General features: G+C 69.8%; 21 protein-coding genes and 1 pseudogene. 12 read left to right on the top strand and 10 right to left on the bottom strand.

Translation table 11 applies throughout. From position 1 onward, the window contains the following. Positions 1 to 408: 408 nt before the first annotated feature. Entirely contained in the window at positions 409 to 1,512 is a 1,104-nt protein-coding gene (locus QHG49_RS00005) for an NAD(P)/FAD-dependent oxidoreductase (protein ID WP_301486547.1), read from the bottom strand. Positions 1,513 to 1,813: 301 nt separating this feature from the next. Next, positions 1,814 to 2,512, bottom strand: coding sequence for an MFS transporter (locus QHG49_RS00010; RefSeq protein ID WP_301486549.1), 699 nt, complete (start codon positions 2,510 to 2,512; stop codon positions 1,814 to 1,816). A 109-nt stretch (positions 2,513 to 2,621) separates the two neighbouring features. On the opposite strand from QHG49_RS00010, the gene QHG49_RS00015 reads away from it, so the two are divergent. Further along, the gene (locus QHG49_RS00015; protein ID WP_159697448.1) at positions 2,622 to 3,221 is read left to right on the top strand and encodes a TetR/AcrR family transcriptional regulator; all 600 of its coding nucleotides are present in this window, start codon (positions 2,622 to 2,624) and stop codon (positions 3,219 to 3,221) included. 414 nt (positions 3,222 to 3,635) lie between these two features. Next, a complete protein-coding gene (locus QHG49_RS00020; RefSeq protein WP_301486553.1) occupies positions 3,636 to 4,172 on the top strand; it encodes a DUF4232 domain-containing protein in 537 nt (178 codons plus the stop codon). A 592-nt stretch (positions 4,173 to 4,764) separates the two neighbouring features. Here the strand turns inward: QHG49_RS00020 and QHG49_RS00025 are convergent. After that, positions 4,765 to 5,841: a LysR family transcriptional regulator gene (locus QHG49_RS00025; protein ID WP_301486555.1), complete on the bottom strand. Its 1,077-nt coding sequence runs from the start codon at positions 5,839 to 5,841 to the stop codon at positions 4,765 to 4,767. 224 nt (positions 5,842 to 6,065) lie between these two features. Between QHG49_RS00025 and QHG49_RS00030 the strand changes: the two genes are divergently transcribed. After that, on the top strand, positions 6,066 to 6,803 hold the full coding sequence (locus tag QHG49_RS00030) for a hypothetical protein (RefSeq protein WP_301486557.1): 738 nt from the start codon (positions 6,066 to 6,068) through the stop codon (positions 6,801 to 6,803). A gap of 155 nt (positions 6,804 to 6,958) precedes the next feature. Here QHG49_RS00030 and QHG49_RS00035 read toward each other — a convergent pair whose 3' ends face one another. Continuing rightward, positions 6,959 to 7,120 (bottom strand): hypothetical protein, encoded by a 162-nt coding sequence (locus tag QHG49_RS00035; protein ID WP_301486559.1) that lies wholly within the window; start codon positions 7,118 to 7,120, stop codon positions 6,959 to 6,961. Positions 7,121 to 7,129: 9 nt separating this feature from the next. On the opposite strand from QHG49_RS00035, the gene QHG49_RS00040 reads away from it, so the two are divergent. The 3 genes from QHG49_RS00040 (at position 7,130) to asnB (ending at position 9,646) form a co-directional block, all read left to right on the top strand. Beyond that, complete coding sequence (locus tag QHG49_RS00040; protein WP_301486561.1) at positions 7,130 to 7,414, top strand: hypothetical protein; 285 nt, start codon at positions 7,130 to 7,132, stop codon at positions 7,412 to 7,414. An 83-nt stretch (positions 7,415 to 7,497) separates the two neighbouring features. Beyond that, positions 7,498 to 7,659, top strand: a complete 162-nt coding sequence (locus QHG49_RS00045; RefSeq protein WP_268982835.1) for a hypothetical protein — start codon at positions 7,498 to 7,500, stop codon at positions 7,657 to 7,659. A 157-nt stretch (positions 7,660 to 7,816) separates the two neighbouring features. After that, positions 7,817 to 9,646 (top strand): asparagine synthase (glutamine-hydrolyzing), encoded by a 1,830-nt coding sequence (gene asnB, locus QHG49_RS00050; protein ID WP_301486563.1) that lies wholly within the window; start codon positions 7,817 to 7,819, stop codon positions 9,644 to 9,646. A gap of 234 nt (positions 9,647 to 9,880) precedes the next feature. On the opposite strand, the gene QHG49_RS00055 is transcribed toward asnB, so the two are convergent. The 4 genes from QHG49_RS00055 to QHG49_RS00070 form a co-directional block, all read right to left on the bottom strand. After that, complete coding sequence (locus tag QHG49_RS00055) at positions 9,881 to 10,321, bottom strand: hypothetical protein (protein ID WP_301486565.1); 441 nt, start codon at positions 10,319 to 10,321, stop codon at positions 9,881 to 9,883. A 54-nt stretch (positions 10,322 to 10,375) separates the two neighbouring features. After that, complete coding sequence (locus QHG49_RS00060; protein WP_301486567.1) at positions 10,376 to 10,984, bottom strand: TetR/AcrR family transcriptional regulator; 609 nt, start codon at positions 10,982 to 10,984, stop codon at positions 10,376 to 10,378. Continuing rightward, positions 10,981 to 12,078 (bottom strand): saccharopine dehydrogenase, encoded by a 1,098-nt coding sequence (locus tag QHG49_RS00065; protein ID WP_301486569.1) that lies wholly within the window; start codon positions 12,076 to 12,078, stop codon positions 10,981 to 10,983. Before QHG49_RS00065 ends, QHG49_RS00060 begins: the two co-directional genes overlap by 4 nt. Before the next feature lie 127 nt (positions 12,079 to 12,205). Then, the gene (locus QHG49_RS00070; RefSeq protein ID WP_301486571.1) at positions 12,206 to 12,862 is read right to left on the bottom strand and encodes a TetR/AcrR family transcriptional regulator; all 657 of its coding nucleotides are present in this window, start codon (positions 12,860 to 12,862) and stop codon (positions 12,206 to 12,208) included. Between the two features lie 217 nt (positions 12,863 to 13,079). On the opposite strand from QHG49_RS00070, the gene QHG49_RS00075 reads away from it, so the two are divergent. Next, a complete protein-coding gene (locus tag QHG49_RS00075) occupies positions 13,080 to 13,538 on the top strand; it encodes a carboxylesterase family protein (protein ID WP_370530402.1) in 459 nt (152 codons plus the stop codon). Here the strand turns inward: QHG49_RS00075 and QHG49_RS00080 are convergent. After that, the gene (locus QHG49_RS00080) at positions 13,507 to 15,165 is read right to left on the bottom strand and encodes a SpoIIE family protein phosphatase (protein WP_301492645.1); all 1,659 of its coding nucleotides are present in this window, start codon (positions 15,163 to 15,165) and stop codon (positions 13,507 to 13,509) included. The genes QHG49_RS00075 and QHG49_RS00080 overlap by 32 nt on opposite strands. Before the next feature lie 630 nt (positions 15,166 to 15,795). On the opposite strand from QHG49_RS00080, the gene QHG49_RS00085 reads away from it, so the two are divergent. From QHG49_RS00085 to QHG49_RS00095, 3 genes are all read left to right on the top strand, one after another. Next, complete coding sequence (locus QHG49_RS00085) at positions 15,796 to 15,930, top strand: hypothetical protein (protein WP_301486573.1); 135 nt, start codon at positions 15,796 to 15,798, stop codon at positions 15,928 to 15,930. Between the two features lie 336 nt (positions 15,931 to 16,266). Beyond that, complete coding sequence (locus QHG49_RS00090) at positions 16,267 to 16,488, top strand: hypothetical protein (protein ID WP_301486575.1); 222 nt, start codon at positions 16,267 to 16,269, stop codon at positions 16,486 to 16,488. Continuing rightward, positions 16,485 to 16,745, top strand: coding sequence for a hypothetical protein (locus QHG49_RS00095; RefSeq protein ID WP_159697466.1), 261 nt, complete (start codon positions 16,485 to 16,487; stop codon positions 16,743 to 16,745). Before QHG49_RS00090 ends, QHG49_RS00095 begins: the two co-directional genes overlap by 4 nt. Positions 16,746 to 17,295: 550 nt before the next feature. Here the strand turns inward: QHG49_RS00095 and QHG49_RS00100 are convergent. Beyond that, positions 17,296 to 17,974: pseudogene (locus QHG49_RS00100) on the bottom strand (transposase family protein). A 376-nt stretch (positions 17,975 to 18,350) separates the two neighbouring features. On the opposite strand from QHG49_RS00100, the gene QHG49_RS00105 reads away from it, so the two are divergent. Next, positions 18,351 to 19,385, top strand: a complete 1,035-nt coding sequence (locus QHG49_RS00105) for a polyprenyl synthetase family protein (protein WP_301486578.1) — start codon at positions 18,351 to 18,353, stop codon at positions 19,383 to 19,385. A 135-nt stretch (positions 19,386 to 19,520) separates the two neighbouring features. Further along, on the top strand, positions 19,521 to 20,612 hold the full coding sequence (locus QHG49_RS00110) for a hypothetical protein (protein WP_301486580.1): 1,092 nt from the start codon (positions 19,521 to 19,523) through the stop codon (positions 20,610 to 20,612). The last annotated feature ends 308 nt before the right edge of the window (positions 20,613 to 20,920 follow it).

Consider the following 20,920-nt stretch of genomic DNA (forward strand, 5'->3'; position numbering starts at 1 on the left):
ACCCGGGACAACCGGCTGGGGGACGACCAACCGGCCGGAAACCACAGCCCCAGCCGGCAGGACCCCGCACCACGAACGAAACAGCACCGGCGCCGGTGGTCGAACCGGTGCCGGTGCCGGTGCCGGTGGCCAAGCCGACGAAGACCTCCCCCACACGGCAACCCGACAACACCACAGGCCCTCGCCGAGCACCCCGGCAGGAGTCAGGGAGCAGCCCGGGGCGGCGAGTCAAGGCACCCGCCCCCGCACACGCCGGCCGACACCGCGTCAGCCCCGTCGGCGCGATCTCCGGGACCGGCCGGCCGACGAAGCGGCAGCGGCAGGAGGAGGGCCGGACCGCGCCGGGCCTCCCCGGGACGCCGAAGCAGAGAGGAGCAACGGCGGCTCACGGGAGGGGCGTTCACCGGCTCACTGCTCCAGAGCGCGAACGGACTCCTCGGCAGCGGCCGCTCCGCGCGGATGCATGATCCGCTCGTAACCCCGCACCGCCGCGTCGAGACCGGAGCCTTCCGCCACCGCACCGGCGACAGCCGTGGCGAGATCGGCCGCGTCGATGAGAGCGAGGTTCGCGCCCTGACCCGCCGGAGGCATGAGATGGGCCGCATCACCGAGCAGAGTGACACCCGCAGTGTGCTGCCAGGTGTGGGGACAGGGCAGACGGTAGACGGGCCGGCTCACGAACGGCCCCTCACTCTCACGCAGCACACGGAGCAGATCCTCGTGCCAGCCCGCGAACACCGCCAGGAAATGAACACGAACGGCCTCGGTGTCCGCCAGATCGACACCCACCCGCTCAGCCCAGTCCAGCGGGCACCTGAGACCGATCCAGACACGGACACTCCCGTCACCACCCCGCTGACCGATAAGCAGACGGGTGGGATCACTTGCCTCGGTGGCGAGCATCATGCCGTTGCCGACCATCCCGGCCAACACCGGATACCGCCTGTCCACATCGGTGAACCAGGTCTCGACCAAAGTACTGCCCGTATAGAACGGAACAGCCCCGGACACGACAGCACGCACCCTCGACCACGCACCATCAGCCCCGACGACAAGGTCATAGTCCTCCACGGCCCCGTCACCGAGCACAAGCCGCGCCCGCCCACCGGCAACCAGCCCCACCCGCCGGACCGGAGTACCCCACCGCACACCGTCCGCCCCAAGGCCATCGAGCAGCAGATCACGCAGGACCGCCCGGTCGATCTCCGGACGCGCCGGCTCCCCCGTACCGTCCTCGTGGGCGACCAGAGTGCCCGCATGATCGTACTCGCGCATCTCCTGCCCCTCGGGACGGGACAGGTCCAGAAAAGCGTCGTACACACCCGCAGTACGCAAAGCCGCCTGCCCGGTGTCCTCATGCAGATCCAGGCTCCCGCCCTGACCACGATGGCCAGCACCGGCATCACGCTCGAACACGGTGGCACGGATGCCGTGACGACGCAGCACCACAGCACACAACAGACCGCCCAAACCTGCGCCGACGATCGCGATACGAGGGGTGGGATTCGACATGACAGAAAGTCCTTTCGACGAGAGGAAGCCCGCGGATACGGGCGCTTATGCGCTGGCGACTGGTTGGCGGGCAACGCCGGCCCCGGCGCGAAACAGCAGCGCGGCAGCAGCACAGCGGCAACAACGATCAGGAGGAAGCCGAGGGTGTACGGGGTGGCGTGGCCCCGTGCTCGCATGCAGCCGACCGGCGAGCAGCGGCGCGGCCATCTGGATCGCAGAGCCGACCGAGGAGATCCCGCCGGCCAGCCGCCCCTGTTCGTCCGCGCCGACCGCATTCGACATCAGCCCGTCCAGCGCCACGTCACGGCACCCTGACCAGAGACGAACAACAAGGCAGCCACGGCCAGGAGTTGGGGTGCGTCGAGACAGAGCCGGGACCCAGCCGACGCCGTCCTCGCCGAGCACGCAGAGGTTGTCGACGTAGAAGCAGAACGGGACGGCGATCAGCGCGGTCGTGCAGACCGGCGCGTCCAGGCTGATCCCGGACAGGACGCAGCCGATCGCGGGGCCGATCGCCATGCCGACTCCGGCCAGGGACCGCACCGAGCAGGCCGTAGCACTTGGTGCGGTCCCTGGCCGGGGTGATGTCAGCGACGCGGGCGAAGACCGCCGGCATGTCGCCCGCCGCGCGACCCTGCACCGCCCGCGCGGCGACCAGGACCCACAGCGCGCCGCCGACACAGAGCAGCGCGCAGCCGGCTGCGGCACCGAACGCGCCGCTGACCAGCATCGGGCGCCGCCCGAGCCGGCCGGACAGAGCGCCGAGCGGCAGCGCCACCAGGAAGGCGCAGTGCGCGTTCACCCACTCCAGCACACCGACCCACAAGGCCGGTGAGCCCTCGTGGACGTACTCGAATGTGACGAACGGCAGGGCCGGGAACACCACGGTCGTCCCGGGCGAGTCCAGCAGCGTCAGACAGACGACCACCGCCGCCGACGCCCGGCGCGGAGGAGACGTGCGAGAGCCCCTGGCGAGGGCGAGTTCGAGCGTGTCCTGCACGGCGTCCTCCCGCACGGCGATGGGCTGGGGGCGACGCCTCCAGAAGCATTTTCCAGAACGAGACTATAAACAGAACTGTTCTGACTTTACAACTGGTATGGTTCTCGCCATGGGGACGAACGACCAGCTCGGCGGCCGTCGCGAGCGCAAGAAGGCACAGACCCGCAAGCTGATCGCGGACACGGCCCTGCGGCTGTTCCTCGAACGCGGCTACGACAACGTCGGCGTACGCGAGGTCGCCCAGGAGGCAGACCTCGCCACCGCGACCCTGTTCGCCCACTTCCCGTCCAAAGAAGCCCTCGTCTTCGACCAGGACGACGAGCAGGAGCAGATGCTCCTCGCCGCCGTCCGCGAGCGCCCCAGCGGCGTCTCCATCCCCGAGGCGCTGCGCCGCTGGCTCCTGCGGATGGCCGAAACAGCGCGCACGGAACCCGCACTGGTCCAGTTCCACGCGCTGATCGAGAGCGCCCCCGCCCTGCGGGACTACTCGGCCAAGATGTGGCTGCGCCACGAACAGGCCCTCGCCGACGTCATCGCCGCCGAGATCGGCCTGCACTCCCCCGACACCGCGTGCGGCCTCGTCGCCCGCACCGCCCTGGGAATCATCCCCTCCATCCGCTCACTCGACGACGCCGAACAGATCATCGACGTCACATTCCGGTTCATCGAAGCCGGCTGGGCGGCAACCGCCCAGCCCGCCTCCACATAGCGGTCGCCCGCTCCGCCCACGCACGCTTCTCCGAGACCCGCAGGGACAGGGACGAACACGGCGGCGACGGCGGCACCCCACAGCAGTGCATGGACGGCCGGCGCCAGAACAGGCAGTGGAACGCCGGCGGTGACAGCCCCCACCCGACCCACTGCCAGGCCCCGCGCAACGCAGACGACCGCCCCGTCGCCCCGGGCGCAGCCCCTGACAACGCGTTCGCCGCCAACTCGCCCGGAGCATCGGCAGATCCGGGCACACCAGCCCTTCGAACGAGCCCTTTCAACGGCAGTTTCAAATCGGCGAAGGCTCACTCCACTCCCCACCGAACCATCCCCGGACTTCGCGCGTCTTCAAGTGCGCAGACGCGCGCTGACCTCGCGCGTCGATCCACAGCCGAAGGGGACCCGAAACTTCATGAAGCACAAGCTGACCGCCCTGGCCCTGGCAGCCGTCGCCGTCGCCGGCACCGCCGCTGCCGCCGTCCCCGCCTCCGCCGTCCCCGCCGCGCCGACGCGCTGCCACACCGCCGACCTGAAGGCCGGGTTCGCCACGGGGGGCGACGCCACGCCGGAAATGGGACAGACCGAGAAGCAGACGCAGGCGTTCATCTGGTTCACCAACAAGAGCAACCACGCCTGTACCCTGACCGGCTTCGCAGGCGTCGACATGGTCGGGGCCCAGAAGACCGACGGCACATGGTCCCTCGTGCGCTCCGCCAAGAAGCCCCCGAAGATGACCCTCCAGCAGGGCAGCACGGTCGACTTCAGCATCACGCTGCTCCCCGTCGCCAAGTCCACCGCGCAGAAGGAGAAGTTCGTCCCGGCGAAGTTCCTCGTCACCCCGCCCGACGAGACGACGCACTTCACCCTGGACTGGCCGTTCGGCGGCCAGATCCTCAAGCAGGACGGCGCCACCCACCCCGGCACCTACATCAACCCCGTCGGACTCTGACCAACAGCGACAAACCCGCAGCCCAGGGCAGCCTCCGCGCCCTGGGCTGCGGCTCTTCACCGGTTCGCGCTCCTGCTGGTCGAGTCGCCGATCTGCACCAAGAGCTGGACACCGCGAACACGGCCCAGGACGCTCTGGCCACGCAGGCAGAGCGGCAGGAGGCGCCACCGGCTACCGGGCACCGGACAATCGCGACGAGCCCGGGACGGAGCGTCGTGAACGCCAGCGGCCCGCATGATCCGGCGGACCGCCCGGATCTCCGGGCGGAGACGAGGACGCCGGTATCGCGGGCACATCCACCTCGTCAGCCTTCTTGCCGACGAGCGCCGCGAAGGTCTGACGGAGCGCTTCAACCGCCGAGCGCCACTCGTGCCTGATGTACTGCTCCTCGGCGTCCCGGTAGTGGTCGAGGGCAACGGCGAACTCCGCGGGCCGACTCCCAACCGGCGCGTCCAGCTCGACCAGGAGCAGACGGCAGCACAGCATCCGCTCAAGGACCGCCACCCAGTTGCTTCGGCTCACCCCATACTCGACGCAGCCGCCCCCAGCGCCCCGACCAACGACCGGGCCTGCTGCGACGACATCCTCGGACTCAGATCTGAGAGCGGTCGAGGTCGGTCCTGTCGTGGTGTGATTCGTCGCGCCCGCCGAGTGGTCCGGACGCGGGGACCGCGCCGGGCTTGCGTCGGGGAGCCGGCGTTCGGGGAGGGTCGGTCGGGTCGCGCAGGGGGCGGATGATGATGTCGTCGCTGCTGTGGTCGACCACGCTGAGGGCCTCGGCGTGATCGCGGGCCGCCTGCTGGAGCGCGTCGACCGCCGCCTTGGCCGCAGTGGCGCCGTCACCGTGGCCGGTGCGCCAGAGCGTCCGCGTGATCTGGCTGCCGGTCACGGGCAGTCCGGTCACCGTGACCTGATCGAGCCGCGCGGCGAGGTACGAGGGCAGCACCGCCGCTCCGACCTGCCCGGCCAGCATCGCCTGGACGACACTCACGTGGTCGGCAAGATGCTCGACCGACGGCGTGATCCCGTGGGCGTCGGCGAAGCGGGCGAAGGCGCGGCCTCGCGCGGAGTGGGCCGGGGCGGTGATCCAGGGGCGGCCGGAGAGTTCGGCCGCGGTCGGCGTGCCCCACGTGACCGGGACGACCACGCGGTACTCGTCCTCGCTCAGGATCTGCGCGCGCACCGCGGGCGGCAGCGGCACCGCCGTGTCCCGGTCGTCGACGACGACCAGGACGTCCAACTCGCCCAGCCGCAGCTGCTGCAGGCCTTCGGGAAGGGAGGTCTCGGTGAGCCTCGGCTCGACGTGCGGGAACCATCGTTCGAGCAGCCGCAGCGCCAGGACCGCGATCCGCGCGAGCACTGCGGACGGCGCGCCGATCACCACCGGGCCCTGTACGAGGTGGCGGTTCGCGGTGCCCAACTGCTCGGCGACGGAGGTCAGTTCGTGGGCGATGCGGCCGCCGGTGGCGGCCAGGAGCCGTCCGGCCGCGGTGAGTTCCAGCCGTACGCCCGAGCGGTCCACCAATACGAGCCCGGCTTCCCTCTCCAGAGTGGCCAGTTGCTGCGACACCGCCGAGCGCGTGTGGCCGAGGGCCCGGGCCGCCGGGGCGAGCCCGCCGTGTTCCGCTATCGCGTGCAGAACCAGCAGGCGCCTGGGATCGAGGTCCATCCGCCGCCCTCCTTCGCGTCCTTCGTGCCCCCGCGTCCCGGCATCGTGCCACGCGGGTGCGCCCGGCACCAGCTCTGCTACCAGGGGGTGGAAAGCGCTGCTGTACGAGGGGGCTACCACCCGGGTCCGCGGCTGCCAGACTTGCCCGCGTCCCCAGGGCTTCGCCGGCAGCCGTCCTGGTCCCGCCCCCGGAAACGGGGGTCCGTACTCCGAGGAGGCCGCACATGGCACGTACCGTCCCGCCGCGCACACGAACATCGGCCGCTGTCGTCCTGGCCTCGGCCTGCGCGCTGCTGTCGGCCTGCGGCCCCGCTCACCCCGGGGCCGACGCCCCCGCCACCTCGGCCGCCCAGCACGGCGCCGCCCAGCACGGCGCCGCCGAGCACGGCGCCGCCGCACAAGGCGGGACAGGCGCACACGGCACTGCCGGCGGCGGCACCTCGTACGTGCTCACCGCTCCGCAGACCGCGGCCGGATACCCGCAGGGGCAGCCCTCGGCCGACCTGGTGCAGCGGGTGAACAGCGACCTCCAGCAGTCCGCCAAGCGGCTCGACGTGTCCGGTACGCCGGTGCACGCCTACTACGACGACCGCGCGGACGGCGCGTGGATCTTCTACAGCGGCGTCAACGGCTCCGGCTTCGACCCCGACCGCCTGCACGACGCCCTCGACCAGCCCCCGGCCGTCAAGGAGGACGGCGCCGGCGACCGGGTCACCACCAGCGCCGCCGACACCGACCCCGGTCCCCACGGCGGCCGCGCGATCTGCGACACCTACATGATCGAGAACACGATGCTCGCCACCGCGGCCACCACGTGCTCCTGGTTCACCCCGACCACGGCCGGTGCCGTCACCCTCGTCATCAAAGGCGACGGCACCAACACCAAGACCGGCTTCACAGCCACCGACGTCGCCCCCGTCATGCGTGCCATCCGCGCCTCGACGGAAAAGCCTCGGCCCTGACCCCGACGGACCGACGCGACGACCCCCGGCGGCCGCCAACGGGTGGCGGCGGCGTTACCAGCTCAGCTCCACGCGAGCAGGACGCGCGGGTAGCCTAGGCTCATCGCGCTGGTCGCGGCCATCGACGAGTGGCGCGGCCTGCCCGGCATACCGGCTCAGGCAAGGTGCTTCCTGAAGAACCCGACGAACTCGGCGGCTGCGGACGCCACGTACTGGTCGCGGTCGTACAGGTCGACGTGGGCGGCGCCCTCGACGAGGAACAGCTCGGCGTTGCCGGGGCTGCCGGCCACCGCCTTCTCGGAGAATCCACGGGTCACCGCCCCGGTGTGCACCCGCACCCCACGCGGTCGCTCGGACAGCTCACCGACACACCCGCCATCGTCTTCGGGCCACGGCTCGACATCCTCGAGTGGAACCCGCTGGCGGCGCGGTTGCTGCGCGACTTCGCGTCCGTGCCCGAAGCCGAACGCAACTACGCTCGCATGGTCTTCACCGACCCCGTGATGCGCGAGATCTGCTCCGAGTGGGAGGACGTGGCTCGCACGTGCCGCGAGGTCCTGAAGATGGAAGCGGTACCAACCCCGCTGATCCAGCTCTCACGGCTCTCGTGAGCGAACTGTCCGTGTCCGACCAGCAGTTCCGGGTCTGGTAGGCCGAACACCGCGTCACACACCAGGACTTCGGCAGCAAGCGCATCACCCACCCCGCCGTCGGCGAACTCACCCTCGACTGGGACACCTTCCGCTACGGCGGCGCACCGGAGCAGCAACTCGTGCCCTGGTCAGCCGATCGACCTGAACACCACCGCCGCCGACGTTCTCAACGGATCAGCCGCCAGGACGCGTTCGGTCGGTGAACCACGGACTGCTCTCGCTCCGCGACGAAACATCCCGTTAACACAAATTTACCTGTAAGAAACGCCACACAGGAGAGCGGCGGCTCCGCGTGGGTCAACTGCGTGTACAGGGCAGCAATCACCCAGGGCAACCTTCTTCGACCGGATCGAGGTTCGCATGTGCGGAATCACCGGATGGGTCTCCTACCGGCGTGACCTGACGCAGCACCGCGACGACATCGACGCCATGACGCAGACCATGTCGTGCCGCGGTCCCGACGCCGCAGGCGTGTGGGTGGCACCTCACGTCGCCCTGGGACACAGGCGGCTTGCCGTGATCGACCTGCCGGGCGGTGCTCAGCCGATGACCGTGGAGACTCCCGAGGGAGCGGTCGCCATGGTCTACTCCGGTGAGGCGTACAACTTCACCGAGCTGCGCTCGGAACTACGCCGGGCCGGACAGCGGTTCGACACCGACTCGGACACCGAGGTGGTGCTGCGCGGCTACCTCGTGTGGGGCGAGAAGCTCGTGGAACACCTCAACGGCATGTACGCCTTCGCCATCTGGGACGCCCGCACCGAGCGCCTGGTGATGATCCGCGACCGTATGGGCATCAAGCCGTTCTACTACTACGAGACCGAGGACGGCGTCGTCTTCGGCTCGGAGCCCAAGGCGATCCTGGCCAACCCCACCGCCGCCCCCGTCGTCGGCCCCGACGGACTGCGTGAGCTCTTCGCCGGCGCCAAGACCCCCGGCGCCGCGGTGTGGGAGGGCATGCGCGAGGTGCGTCCCGGTGAGATCATCGTCCTCGACCACGGGGGTATGCGCCGCCACACCTACTGGCGGCTGCGTTCCGAACCGCACACCGACAGCAAGGACGAGACGGTCGCGCACGTACGCGAACTGCTCGACGACATCGTCCGGCGCCAGCTCGTCGCCGACGTGCCCCGCTGCACGCTGCTCTCCGGCGGCCTCGACTCCTCCGCGCTCACCTCCCTCTCGCAGATCCACCTCGCGCCCCAGGGTGAGACGGTGCGCAGCTTCGCCGTCGACTTCCCCGACCAGGACAAGCACTTCCAGGCCATCGACGTCTCGCCCACCCAGGACACCCCCTACGTCCACGCCGTCGCCGAACACGTGGGCTGCGACCACCAGGACATCGTCCTGGACGGGGCGGCCCTGTCCGCCCCGGAGGTCCGTCGCGCGGCGGTCGGCGCCCGCGACCTGCCGATCGGCATCGGCGACCGCGACAACTCCCTCTACCTGCTCTTCGCCGCGATCCGCCGGCACTCCACCGTGGCGCTGTCCGGCGAGTCGGCGGACGAGGTGTTCGGCGGCTACCCGTGGTTCCACGACGAACGGCGGTACACCGAGACCTTCCCCTGGCTCGCGGGCCGGCATTCGCTGGTCGAATCGAGCAGCCAGATCAGCGAAGACCTCAAACCCGTGCTCGACCTGGGCGACTTCATCGCCGAGAGTTACCGCACGGCCGTCGCGGAGACCCCCGCTCTGGACGGTGAAACCGGACTGGACCAGCGTATGCGGGTCGTCAGCTACCTCCATCTGACCCGCATGGTGCAGACCCTCCTGGACCGCAAGGACCGGATGAGCATGGCTGTCGGCCTGGAGGTCCGCGTCCCCTTCTGCGACCACCGCCTCGTGCAGTACGTCTTCAACACCCCCTGGTCCCTGAAAACCTTCGACGGCCGCGAGAAGAGCCTGCTGCGCGCCGCCACCCGCGACGTCCTGCCCGAGTCGGTCGCCAACCGCAAGAAAAGCGGATACCCCGGCACCTTCGATCCCACCTACGTCCAGGCCATCCAGTCCCAGGGAGCCGACCTGCTGCGGACCGGGCACACAGCCACGGACCTGGTCAACCGCGAACGCCTCATCGAAGCCACCCGCCTCCCCGCCACCGAGCTGAACCAGCAGCAACGGATGCTCCTGGAACGGACCCTCGACCTGGGAGCGTGGTTCGACATCCACCACCCGACAGTCAAGCTCTGACCCCGCCGAGGAGCGGGCCCCGGCCCGCTCCTCCTGGAGACCGGAGACGGCTCCGACGCGGTTTCCGGGGCCGTTTCCGGACGGCTGCCGTCTCAGGCGCTCAGCGGGCCCGGACTCGCCATGGCCTCGCCGCCCCGACCGGTTCCTCGGTACGGCCCGCGCCGGACAGGGCTCTGGCTGCCTCCGACACGAACACGCCGCCGCCGAATCCTTCGCAGCCCGCGGATGCGCCTGTCACGGCTGGGACTTGCGGGGGCACATGTCCGCCTTCCACCGGCCGTTCTCCCGCAGCCAGTCCTGCCCGGTCTGTGAGAGCGCCGGGTCGTCGTAGGTGTAGCTGACCTGGGCGCTGGTGCCCCGTATCCGGTCGATGGTGACGGTGCGAAGGGCCGGGTGACCGTATGACGCGGCGGCTGCGTCGAGGAGTCTGCCGAGGACGTCCCGGCTCACTACGGCGGCGCACCTCCGCGAGAGCATGCCGTACGCCGTGTCGGCGTCCGGTGCGAAGTTCGCCTGCGAGTAGGCCCGGACAGCCGCTTCCAGCTCCGCCGTCGGCTTCGCCGCCGGGGACAGGGCCGGGCGGGCGGCGTGGCGGCCGGACGCGTCGGTGCCGGAGCAGGCGGTGGCGAGAAGGAAGACGGCCGCCAGGGTGACGGCGACGGATGCGGGGCGCATGCGGGAAAGCCTCGGCTCTCAACGAGTGGGGGCGGGGAGGAGAGATCGGTGGACTCAGGAAACCGTGGTGCCGGTGAGCAGGGTGAGCAACGTGCGGCGGAGCACGTCGTCGGTGCGCGGGGTACGGCGTCCGGCGATCCCGGAACGGAAGATCGCGGCCCCTTCCACGACCATCACGAACACCTCGGCACGTGCGCGGGCCTCCGCCTCGTCCAGTTCCGGCAGGTGCCGGCGCACGATCGCGATGACATGTCCGGCGTAGTCGGCGTAGAAGGAACGGAGAGCCTCGGCGGCGGGCTCGTCGTGCGCCGCCATCGACCACACCTTGGTGAACAGGCTCACCAGGGACGGTTCGTCGTGGTCACCGAGCACGCTGTCCAGCACGACGGCGGGTGCGGCCGCCTCTCCGGCCGGCTCAGTGCGTTCGGCGATCCGTTCCAGCGACGTGGTCAGCACCCGGTCGAGCAGTGCGGCCAGCAGATCGGCGCGGGTCGGGAAGTAGTGCTGGAGATGGCCCAGTCGGACACCGGCCTCGTCGGCGACGGCGCGCAGGGTGAGTGCCTCCCCGGTGGCGGAGAGCAGCCGTTCGGCGGCGTCGAGCAGTTCGTTCCTGCGGCGCAGTCCCTTGGCGGTCGGGCCCGCTCCGGTGGTCGCGGCGCTCATGCGGCGGCCCCTCGCTGGTCGGTCGTTCCGGCCCGTTCGACGTCGAGGCGCACCCCCAGGCCGGTCAGCAGCCGCACGGCTGCCGCGGGGTCGGGGTGCTGCTCGGGAAAGACCACGCCGCTCGGGGCGGGCGAGCCGTCGGCGCCGAGCACGCGCAGCAGGCCCAAGTAGCCTCCTGCGGCGGTGAGATGGCTCTGTCCGGCCGGGTCGGTGACGGTGGCGGTACGGGTCTCGGCCCGGTGGGCCACGTCGATACGGAGCCGGGCGGTTCCGCCGGTGCCGGGGGAATGGATCACCGCGCGGCGGGCCCGGGTCCAGCGTTCGCCGTCCGCCCAGCGGAAGAAGCCCGCGCCGCGCAGTGCGAGGAGCATCCGGGTGGCGGCCGGGGAACTGAAGCCGATCCGGGTGGCGGCCGTGGCGGTGCCCATGGTGAGCGGCAAGGTGTACTGCTCGGGTGTGTCGATGCGGGCGACCCGCACCGAGTCCTCGCCGATGCGCACCGTACGGCCGTCGCTCAGCGGTGCGGCGAGGCGTCGCCTGCCGTCCTCCACGACCTCGAAGTCGATGCCGAGGCGGTCCATGAACTCCACCGAGTCCGCGCCCGCCCGGTCGGCCATGTCCCAGCGGACAGCGGTCTCCACCCGCTCCGCTCCGCCCAGTTCCCGGGCGAGGGCGGCGGTGACCAGGCTGGTGACCCCGCCCATCCAGCCGGACGACAGCAGGACGGGGGCGGTCGGCCGCGCCAACGTGGCTATGGTGACCGCCCGTTGGAGCCGGGCCGTCCACCGGGTGATGTCGACCTGGGGCACTCCGGCGTGCGCGGCGGCACGCAGTACCCGGTCGTCCGGGTCGTTGACGGCACTCACCACGGCCCGCACGGCGGCGCGGAACGGTGTCGCGGAGGCCAGGTCCCAGGCCCGCGCCTCGCCGCCCAACTCGTCGGCGAGGGCCTGCCCTCGCTCAGGGTTACGTCCGGTCAGCAGAAGGGGCAGTCCTGCGGCGGCGGTCATCCGGGCGAGTTCGGCACCCACCGTCCCGTAACCGCCGGTGATGAGCACCGGACCGGCCGGATCAGATATCAGTTCGTCGATCACAGCCTGATTATAGGTCGCATGACCTATTTTCTGTCCAGCGGTTCACCGACTACAGCCGGGCGGCCGGCCGCCGCACCGGCTTCGCCGCCGACCGGAAGCCGGGCGCCGGGCGACAGCCGCCGCGCCGTCAGGCGAAGTCGGCCTCGGTGTCGTCGCCCGCTGCCACCCCCGCCCCGTCGTCCGTCCGTCCGGCCGGCCCTTGCGCCAGGCCCGGCATGAGCAGGGCCACCGCCTGGTCAGCCAGGGTCTCGGGGACAGCCGCGCCCAGGTGGGTCACGTGCAGGTGGATCAGTCCGCCGAGGGTGAGGACAACGAGCCGCGCGTCGACGCCCTCGGCGACCTCGCCGCGCCTCTTGCCCCGTTCGACGATCTCCTCCGCCGCCACGAGCCGTTGGCGCCAGAACTCGCCGCGCGCCTCCTCGATCCCGGGATCCTCGTCCAGGACGACGGTGAAGCAGATCAGAGCGGTGCCGATCGGGGTCCGGGCGAAACGCGCCAGGTCGGAGGTGAACAGCTCCAGGTCCCTGCGCACGCTCCCGGTGTCCGGGACGGGCACCTCGCTCTCCGTGCGGTCCGTCAACGCGTCCACGATGAGCCGGGGCACGGTGCGCCAGCGACGGTAGAGGGAGCTTTCGTGCACCCCGGCCTCGGCGGCCACGTCCGCGAAGCGCACCTGGTCGATGCCGACTTCGGCGATCCTCGTGATCGTCGCGTCCAGGACGAGGGCACGGAGCTTGGCGCCGCGTACCGCGACGCGCCGTTCTTCATTGGTCTGACCTGCCATGCTCCCCATCATCGCAAAGAACTTTGCGTTATGTGGTCCTGCGGGCTACGGTGCGGCTATCGCAAGAATATTCGCGATACAGCCGGAGGTGGCATGCGCACGGTCTCGGCCCCGTCGGGGCGCTGGAGCGGCAGGCAGAACGAGGGAGCCGTGATCTTCCACGGCATCCCCTACGCACACGCGGCCCGCTTCGCCCCGCCACGGCGCGAACCGCCCCGTGACAGTCCCGGACAGCGGCACCGGTCCGGCGCCGGTGCTGGTATGGCTGCACGGCGGGGCCTACCTGGGCGGCAGCGGCGAGTGGAACCTGTACGACGCCACCCGGCTGGTGCGCGAGACGGGCATCGTGGTGGTGTCGGTGAGCTACCGGCTCGGTGTGCTCGGATACCTGCGGGCCCCCGGTGTCGCACCGGGCAATCTGGGTCTGCTCGACCAGATAGCGGCCCTCGAATGGGTCCGGGACAACATCGCGGCATTCGGCGGCGATCCGGGCCGCGTCACCGTCTCAGGGCAATCGGCCGGAGCGCACTCCGTCGCCGCCCTGCTGGGCATCGACCGCGCCCGCCCGCTGTTCACCCGGGCCATACTCCAAAGCGCCCCGCTCGGCCTGGGCTTCCACACCTATCAGCGTCACCTCGTGCGCCTCATCTCTTCCTTCTTACTTGAAGGGCGATGACGGCGATGTCGTCCCGGCGTTCCTGTACGGGTGGCAGAAGGCTCTGAACCAGCGTGGACAGGGTCAGTCCTCGTCGGACCAGTGTCTCGGCGTGTACGCGCAGGTTTTCGAGGCTGTGGGTGATGTCCCTCCCCGGTACTTCCACGAGTCCGTCGGTGTAGAGCACCAGGGTGTCGCCCTCTCGCAGGAACGCCTGCAGGTCGGTGCGCGGTACGTCGTCGGAGACACACAGGGGTGGGTCGGGGGCGGAGAGTTCGTGCAGATACCTGGGCGGTGCGTCGGCCGGGATCAACAGGGGCGGCGGGTGACCCGCGTTGGACAGAACGAGGTGCCAGCCATCGGGCGGGGCCGGGTTCAGAACGGCATGCACCACGGTGACCAGCGAGGGGGTGTCGAGCGCCTGCACGATGCGGTCGAGGCGGCCGAGGGTGGCCGCCGGGCTCGCGGTCGGTCCGCTGTCGTACGCGAGCCCCCGAAGCATGCTGTTGACGCGGCCCATGGTGGTGGCGGCGTCCATGTCGTGACCGGCGATGTCACCGATGGTCAGAGCGACGGCGCCGCCGGAGAGGTTGATCGCGTCGTACCAGTCGCCGCCCACTTCCGCGGTCGAGTCCGCCGGGTGGTAGACCGCCGTGACGACCGCCCCTTCGACGGCAGGCGGGGCAGCGAGGAAGGACTGCTGAAGGGCGAGGGCCATACCGCGTACACCCTGGAGCTCCAGGGTCCGGCGCAGAGGACCGCTCATCTGCTGCAAGACGTCGTGCAAGAGCGCGAGATCCGTCTCGTCCGGGGGCGGGTTGCCCCGGCAGTTCGCCGCACTCGCCAGCGCCACGGTCCGGCCCTCCACCACGACGGGCAGCAGGACCAGGCTTGTCGCTCCGGCCTGGCGCAGCCACCGCACGGAGGCGTCCGAGATCGGGCCCTCGGGGGGCCTGCCGGCCGGGAAGGTGAGCTGCTTTGTGACCTGGTTGTCCATCACCTCCTTCGCGGCAGATCCCAGCGCGAAGTCCTCCGTCAGGGGCGGCAGGGGCGGCAGACCGGGTGCCAGCGCCACGCGTGCCGTGGGAGCCGCGCTCAGTGCGCCCTCGACGGCCCGGAAGCCGACATCGGTGGGGTGGTGAACCTGGAAAATGGCGATGCAGTCGACCAGGTCGGGTACGACAGCCGACGCGGTCGTCATGAACGCCTCGGTCAGGTCCCGTGCGGCCGGTACCGCCGCCATGCAGGCAAGCAAACGTTCCCGCATACGGGTGCGCCAGTGATCCTCCGCGTCGGTGATGGTACCGACCCATTCCGGTTCCCCGCTGCCGTCCAGGACGGGCGCCGCGATGACCTTGACGTGCCGATAGCGTTCCGGATCGCTCCGCAGCCGTACGCGTACGACGATATCGATGACGGACTGCTTCCGGGTGGCTTCCTGCCACACCCGTCCGAACCAGCCCCGGTCCTTCGGGTGCACGGCGTCACTCCACGTCGCCTCACCGTCAGGGCGCCACAACCCCTCCGGTGTCCGTCCCGCCCTGTTCGCCAGCGGAGTCACCGTCCCGTCCTTCGTCATCACCCAGACGACCTGGGGGGCAGCGGACAAGAGTGCCTCGTACCGGCTGAGAAGGCGCCGGTCGTCCATCGCTCCCCCGGCCTGTGCCAAGACGGCGGGCGGAGCGGTCCACGCTACGAGGATCAGCAGAGCGGGCTCCTGGAAGCTGCTCACCAACGAGCAGCTCACGAGGCACATGCCATCCTCGTCCGGTCCGTCGGTCGGGTATGACAGGCTGACATGGGCGCTCCCTCCCGCCGCCCAGACCCGGCGCAACACCTTCCGGAGGGGACGGGCCCACCGCGGCGTGAGGACGGCATCGGCCTGCTGGCCCAATCCCCAGAATCCGAACAGCTCGGTGAAGACGCCGGTGCGTTCCCGCAGCCGGAACGGGGGGCCTGTGACCAGCCCGGCGCCGGTCACCGCCCCTTCGAGGCCCCGCAGGCCCGGCACCTGGCCGGCCGCACGTGGATCGCCGCGGCTCACCCTCCGATCATGCCCTCTGCTCCGTCCGAGGGCACGCCGCCCCGCGTCTGCCGACCCCGCGCTTGCAGCATCCACCGAAAAAGCCGATCACGCCCCGCGATCGCCAGCCGCAGGCCGTCTGAGGGAGGGGAAGGACATCGGGCACTCTTCACGCCATGGACAAGGACGCATGGATCTCCGCAGCATCACAGATCTGCGCCCGACATCGAGTCCGACCTGGCGCCGCTGGAAGACATGGACGAGATCGCCGAGCTGATCAAGCTCTCCGGCCGGGTCATCGCCGATCCGACCGGCATCCTGCGCGCCGCCAAGAGGCGGTTCGCCCCTGACAGCCATCTGTTCGGCGCGAGCGGCGGGCTCGGGGAGTGATCCTTTCCGCCACGGCCCCAGCGGCCCAGCGGCCCAGCGGCCCAGCGGCCCCAGAACGGTTATCCGCCTATCCGTACATTCTGCGGGCGTTCTCCCGGGCCGGGACTGCCGAGACGTCCCCGGCGGCGTCAAGCGGTTCACCGAGTCCAACCGCCAAGTGGACCGATGCCGGCCGAGGCCGGGGCAGCCCTCGGCGTCGCCCGACACGTCGTACTTTCGCTCTTCGGACCGCAGCACCCGCAGCCAGACGGTGGCGGCGTCCAGACAACGGATCATCCACAAGCACGGGCAGCCGCACCGAGCTGGTCCTGCATCTGCAGCAAGTCGAGCCAGCGTGTGCAGAAGCTGCTCGTCGCTGAGCAGGAGCAGATCCTGCTGGAGGGACGTCCCCCGGCGCGGAAGAAGACCGGCTGCTCGACCTGTTGTACGACGACACCGAGCGACACGCTGAGGCCATCCGCTCGCGCGCACACGATCTTCGGTGTGACCGCCGAGGGCCTGGCCCTGTCGCGCGGTATGAACCCGCAGATCACGAAGGAGACCGGCCGGGCACCATGATCACCCGTGGTGCCCAGGACGATCTCGTTCGGATCTGCACCAAGGGCGCAGCTGTCGGCATGCCCGCACTGCACACGCCGGACACTCACCTCGTGGCCAAGGTGTCCGATGGGGCGCCGACTCGCTGCCGCGGTGCGCGTCCGACATCCGTCTCGCACGAGCGGGTGGTGCTGGAGCCGGGATACGAGCCGGACGAGGACCTGGCTGCCGAGATCACCAACCCGCACGCCCGGGAGGCACGGCGCCGGCTCCGGTGACGAGCCGGAGCCGGGCGCCGACACCGAGCTGACGGCCGAGTCGCCGTCGCCGCGGCGGCGAAAGACCGCCAAGACCAACGAGTAATCCTTGAGCCACCGCAGCGGGCTGCCGCAGACGCGGTGGGGGCGGCCCACGGTCATCCAGGAGCCCTGATGGACCCGACCTTCCGTTCAGCGTCAGCCGACCGTTCGGCAGGACGTCGAGCGACACGTTCGCGTCCTTGCCGACGGACTTCAGGCACTCGGCCATCTGCTTCCAGCCGGCGTCCAGGGCCGGCACCAGCTTCGCCAGGTGCTCGGTGACGGGCATATTCAGGCTCAGCCCGGCACGCAAGAGACTACGAACGGCTCATCCAGTACTCCGAGACCCTGATCGCCTCGGGCCGCCGTCACGCTAATGACCAGGCGTCTCGCCAGGCATGGCGTCACACCTAGTTGGCCGGGGAATCCGGCACACTTCCGGCCAGCCGAGCGTCGGTCTTCCTCGTCCCCGGACTCGCGGTCGACCTCCGGCCCGTTCCGTCGTCCGAATCATCTCCCCGAGTACAGCTCACTGCACATCGGCGCAGAAGCACCCACTGAGCCTTTTCCATCTTCGGTCCGAGTTGGCCGAATGCAGGGTGAGGACGGCCTGGACGAGGCCGGTGAGCCGGGTGGTGACGCACCGGAGCTTGCGAAGGAGTCGCCAGGATTTGAGGGTCGCCCTGGCCTGCTCGGCGAGCGCAAGGGCGTCGATGATGTCGTGTTCGCGAGCCGCGCCGACATCGTGGACGGCTACGGGAAGTGCCGGTGAGGCGCACAACGGTCGACCGAAGAGATCGGCGAGGACTTGTACGGTCATCCCGTGTCTCTCGTGCTTCCCCTCGGAAGTAGGTCCGGTCCGCTGCGATCCGGTCGATCGGCAGCAGGGTCCCGTCCAACAGCGCGGACGCCTTCGACGATGCAGTCCGCGCCGTCTCCGCGAGGGTCGGCGCGAGAGCAGGCAAGACCTCAACGGACCTCTCCGATGTACCGGTACGCCGTCGTGGTCCGGATGCCGCACCCCGCCGCGAGCTGCGCATACGGGCGACCGCCGCCGTCGGAGATGGGCAAGGGTAAGCAGGGCCTCGCGGTCGGCACGCAGGCGCCGCCACCGGGTACCGAGATCCCGGCGGCGCCGACGGAGCTTGGCGGGCAGGAAGCGCGGGGGCAGAACTGGACACGTCGATACCCGATGGGTAGACAAGCACACGAAGCCTGTGGTGGAGTCGGATTTCTTGGTCGAAGCCCCACCTACCAGGGGCTTCACTTGTCTGTCAGCGCAACTTACCGTCCAATTCGCCAGGCCGGGAAGAGCTCATTCACGGAAATAAACAGGCGGACAGGCCAGCGTCAAATTCCGGTCGAGTGCGCCTTTACAAAGTCGGCTGCGGGAAGGCCGCTCAGCGCCTGGACGGAGCCGACCGATCGGCCTCATCTGCGGGGCTACTGGCTGCAGCACGGCACGCCCCGATTCCCTGAGCCTCAACATGGAGGTGCGGCAGTGACATCGGTCGTCTTCATTCTGTCTTCGGGCCGGCTGTCGTGAGTATCGGCTCCGCTCCCCGCGCTCCACTGGACCCGGCCATGATCCGCGCAGCCGTGGACCGGCTGCTTCACGGCTTCCTGAACGAGCAGCAGCGAATGAGACCTTATTTACCCGAGTTATCTTTGTTTACCGGCATGCTGCACGACATGTTCAACGCCGGGGGTAAGCGCATCCGCCCTCTCCTATGCGTCACAGGCTGGTGTGCCATCACCGAGCAGTTGCCGACCACTGCGGTCTTCCGCGCGGCCGCCTCGCTTGAACTGTTCCACGCCTTTGCCCTCATTCATGACGACATCATGGATCACTCCGACACGCGTCGCGGCCGTCCCAGTGCCCACCGCATCCTCGCCGCCGGGCATACACACCACGCCGACGCTGCCGCGCTAGGAAGCAACGCCGCGATCCTCCTTGGTGACCTGGCTCTGGGCTGGTCGTACGAGATCCTTCAAGACTTGGACACCGCACCCGAGCAAATTGCACGGATCTTGCCGCTGTTCGACGCACTGCGCGTGGAGACGCTGGTCGGCCAGTACCTCGATCTGGCTGCCGCCCGGAACCCCGCTTCCGACACGGGCACCGCTTGGCGCATCGTCCGCTACAAGACCGCCAAGTACACCATCGAACGCCCCCTGCACATCGGTGCCGGCCTCGCCGCCGCCACAGACCCTCAACTACGAGTCCTGTCGGCCTACGCACTTCCGCTCGGCGAAGCCTTCCAACTGCGCGACGACCTTCTGGGTGTCTACGGTAACTGCGCGGCGACCGGTAAGTCACGCTTGGACGACCTGCGAGAAGGCAAACACACGGTCCTGTACGCCATCGCCCGTGAGCGCGCGACCGTGCCCCAGCAGCAGTGCCTGACACGGTACTTCGGCGACCCCTGTCTCACCGACTCGCAGGCCGAACAGCTCCGCGACGTCCTGACCGCCACCGGTGCCCGATCCGCCGTTGAACGGTCCATCGCCGAGAAGACCGCCCAAGCCCTCGATGCCTTGGATACATCCGACTTTCAGCCCGTTGGCCTGCAAGGGCTGCGCGCTCTTGCCCACACCGCGGCCAAGCGCACTGGATGAGGGCCCAGTCCCCCCGTTGCCCAGCCCCCAACGATCACCGGCCACGGGTGACGACTCGCGCTGCCATATGCCTCCTCCCCGTCATCACGGACCGCGGGCGATCGCGAACGCAGCTCTCCTACCGAAAGACAGGCCATGCCACAGCAGCAGTTCAGCCCCCTCCAGGACCTGGATGGGCTGTTCCCGGACCATCTCGCGATCTTCTGCCCGATCCCGCTGACCTTCCACCCCTCGGGGCCCAGTGCGTACGAGGAGCCAGCTGCGCGGTGGGCCGTCGGGCACCAGCTGTGCGCTCCAGGTTCGCGCATGACCCGGGCAGGATTCGGCCGGTTCATCGCGGCCGGCATGCCCCACATCACCGGTGAAGCGGGCCTGGCGATGGCCTACTACACCTATTGGGCACTGCTGTGGGACGACCACCTCGACTCCTTCGCGGGGAACCTCGCCCCGGTGATCGAGTTGACCGCGGAGGCCAACCGCGTGATGTACGAGCCCGCCGCAGCGCCGCTGTCGGACGACAAGTGGTTGACCAGTCTGCGCGACCTGCGCGGCGTGATGGAACGCTGCCTGTCTCCGGACGGCATGGAGATGGTCCGATCGGAAAACACCCAGTGGATGGGCGCCCAGCTATGGAAACTGGCCATGCAGCAGCGCACCGCACCGCCCTCGGTAGGTGAGTACTTGCGCATGCGCTGGCCCAAGTGCGGTGCCGGGCCGCTCGCGGCATACACCGCGCCGGGAGCCGGTTACCTGCTCTCGCCGGCCGAGCTCTACGACCCCGCGGTACGGGCCTTCACCTTGAGCGTCTTCCACCCCTGCACGATCATCAACGATCTGATGAGCCTGTTCAAGGAGGAGAGCCCCGGCCAACGCCAGGTCAACATACTGACCGCTGTGGCCACCGAAGGCGGTCTGGGCCTTCCGGACGCGCTCTTCAGGGTCTGGGAGTTGTACGAGCGCATGGTCGGGGTGATGCTGCGCCTTCAGCAACGGCTGCTCGTCGATCCTCGGCCCGCAGTCGCCCGATACGCGGCAGAGCTTCCACAATGGATCCCCTCCACCATTGACTTCTCGGCCAACAGCGCCCGCTACCTCGAAACCCGAAAGGTCTCGTTCACCCCGCCCGCCATCACCATGTCCGACACCCCGTTCCTGTGGGACCAGAGTGATCTCACCCCGCCGCCCTACCCGGATATCGCCTGGTGGTGGCAGCAATGCACCCGATGACCGCAACACCGGCCTGGACGCGACGGCATTCCATGTGGCTGCCGCATGTCCGGTCGGAGGTGCGGCCGCCGCGCCTGACGGGGTTGAGTGAATCGCCGATGCCTACACTTGGCGCTGACCTCCCGGGTCTTGTCGATGGGGCCGTAACCGGCGGCGCCGCTCCTTCACCGCACGCCTTGCCCGGTGCGGGCGCCTCTCTGTTCGGGGCGCTGGCCACTGGCCCGGCCGGGTGCTCACCGCGCGTTCGTCCATGGCGTGGAAGCCGCGTGTCGGCGGTCACGCAATTCCCCACTCCGGCGTTCACGACT

Source organism: Streptomyces sp. WP-1 (assembly GCF_030450125.1).
In the GTDB taxonomy this organism is placed as follows: domain Bacteria; phylum Actinomycetota; class Actinomycetes; order Streptomycetales; family Streptomycetaceae; genus Streptomyces; species Streptomyces incarnatus.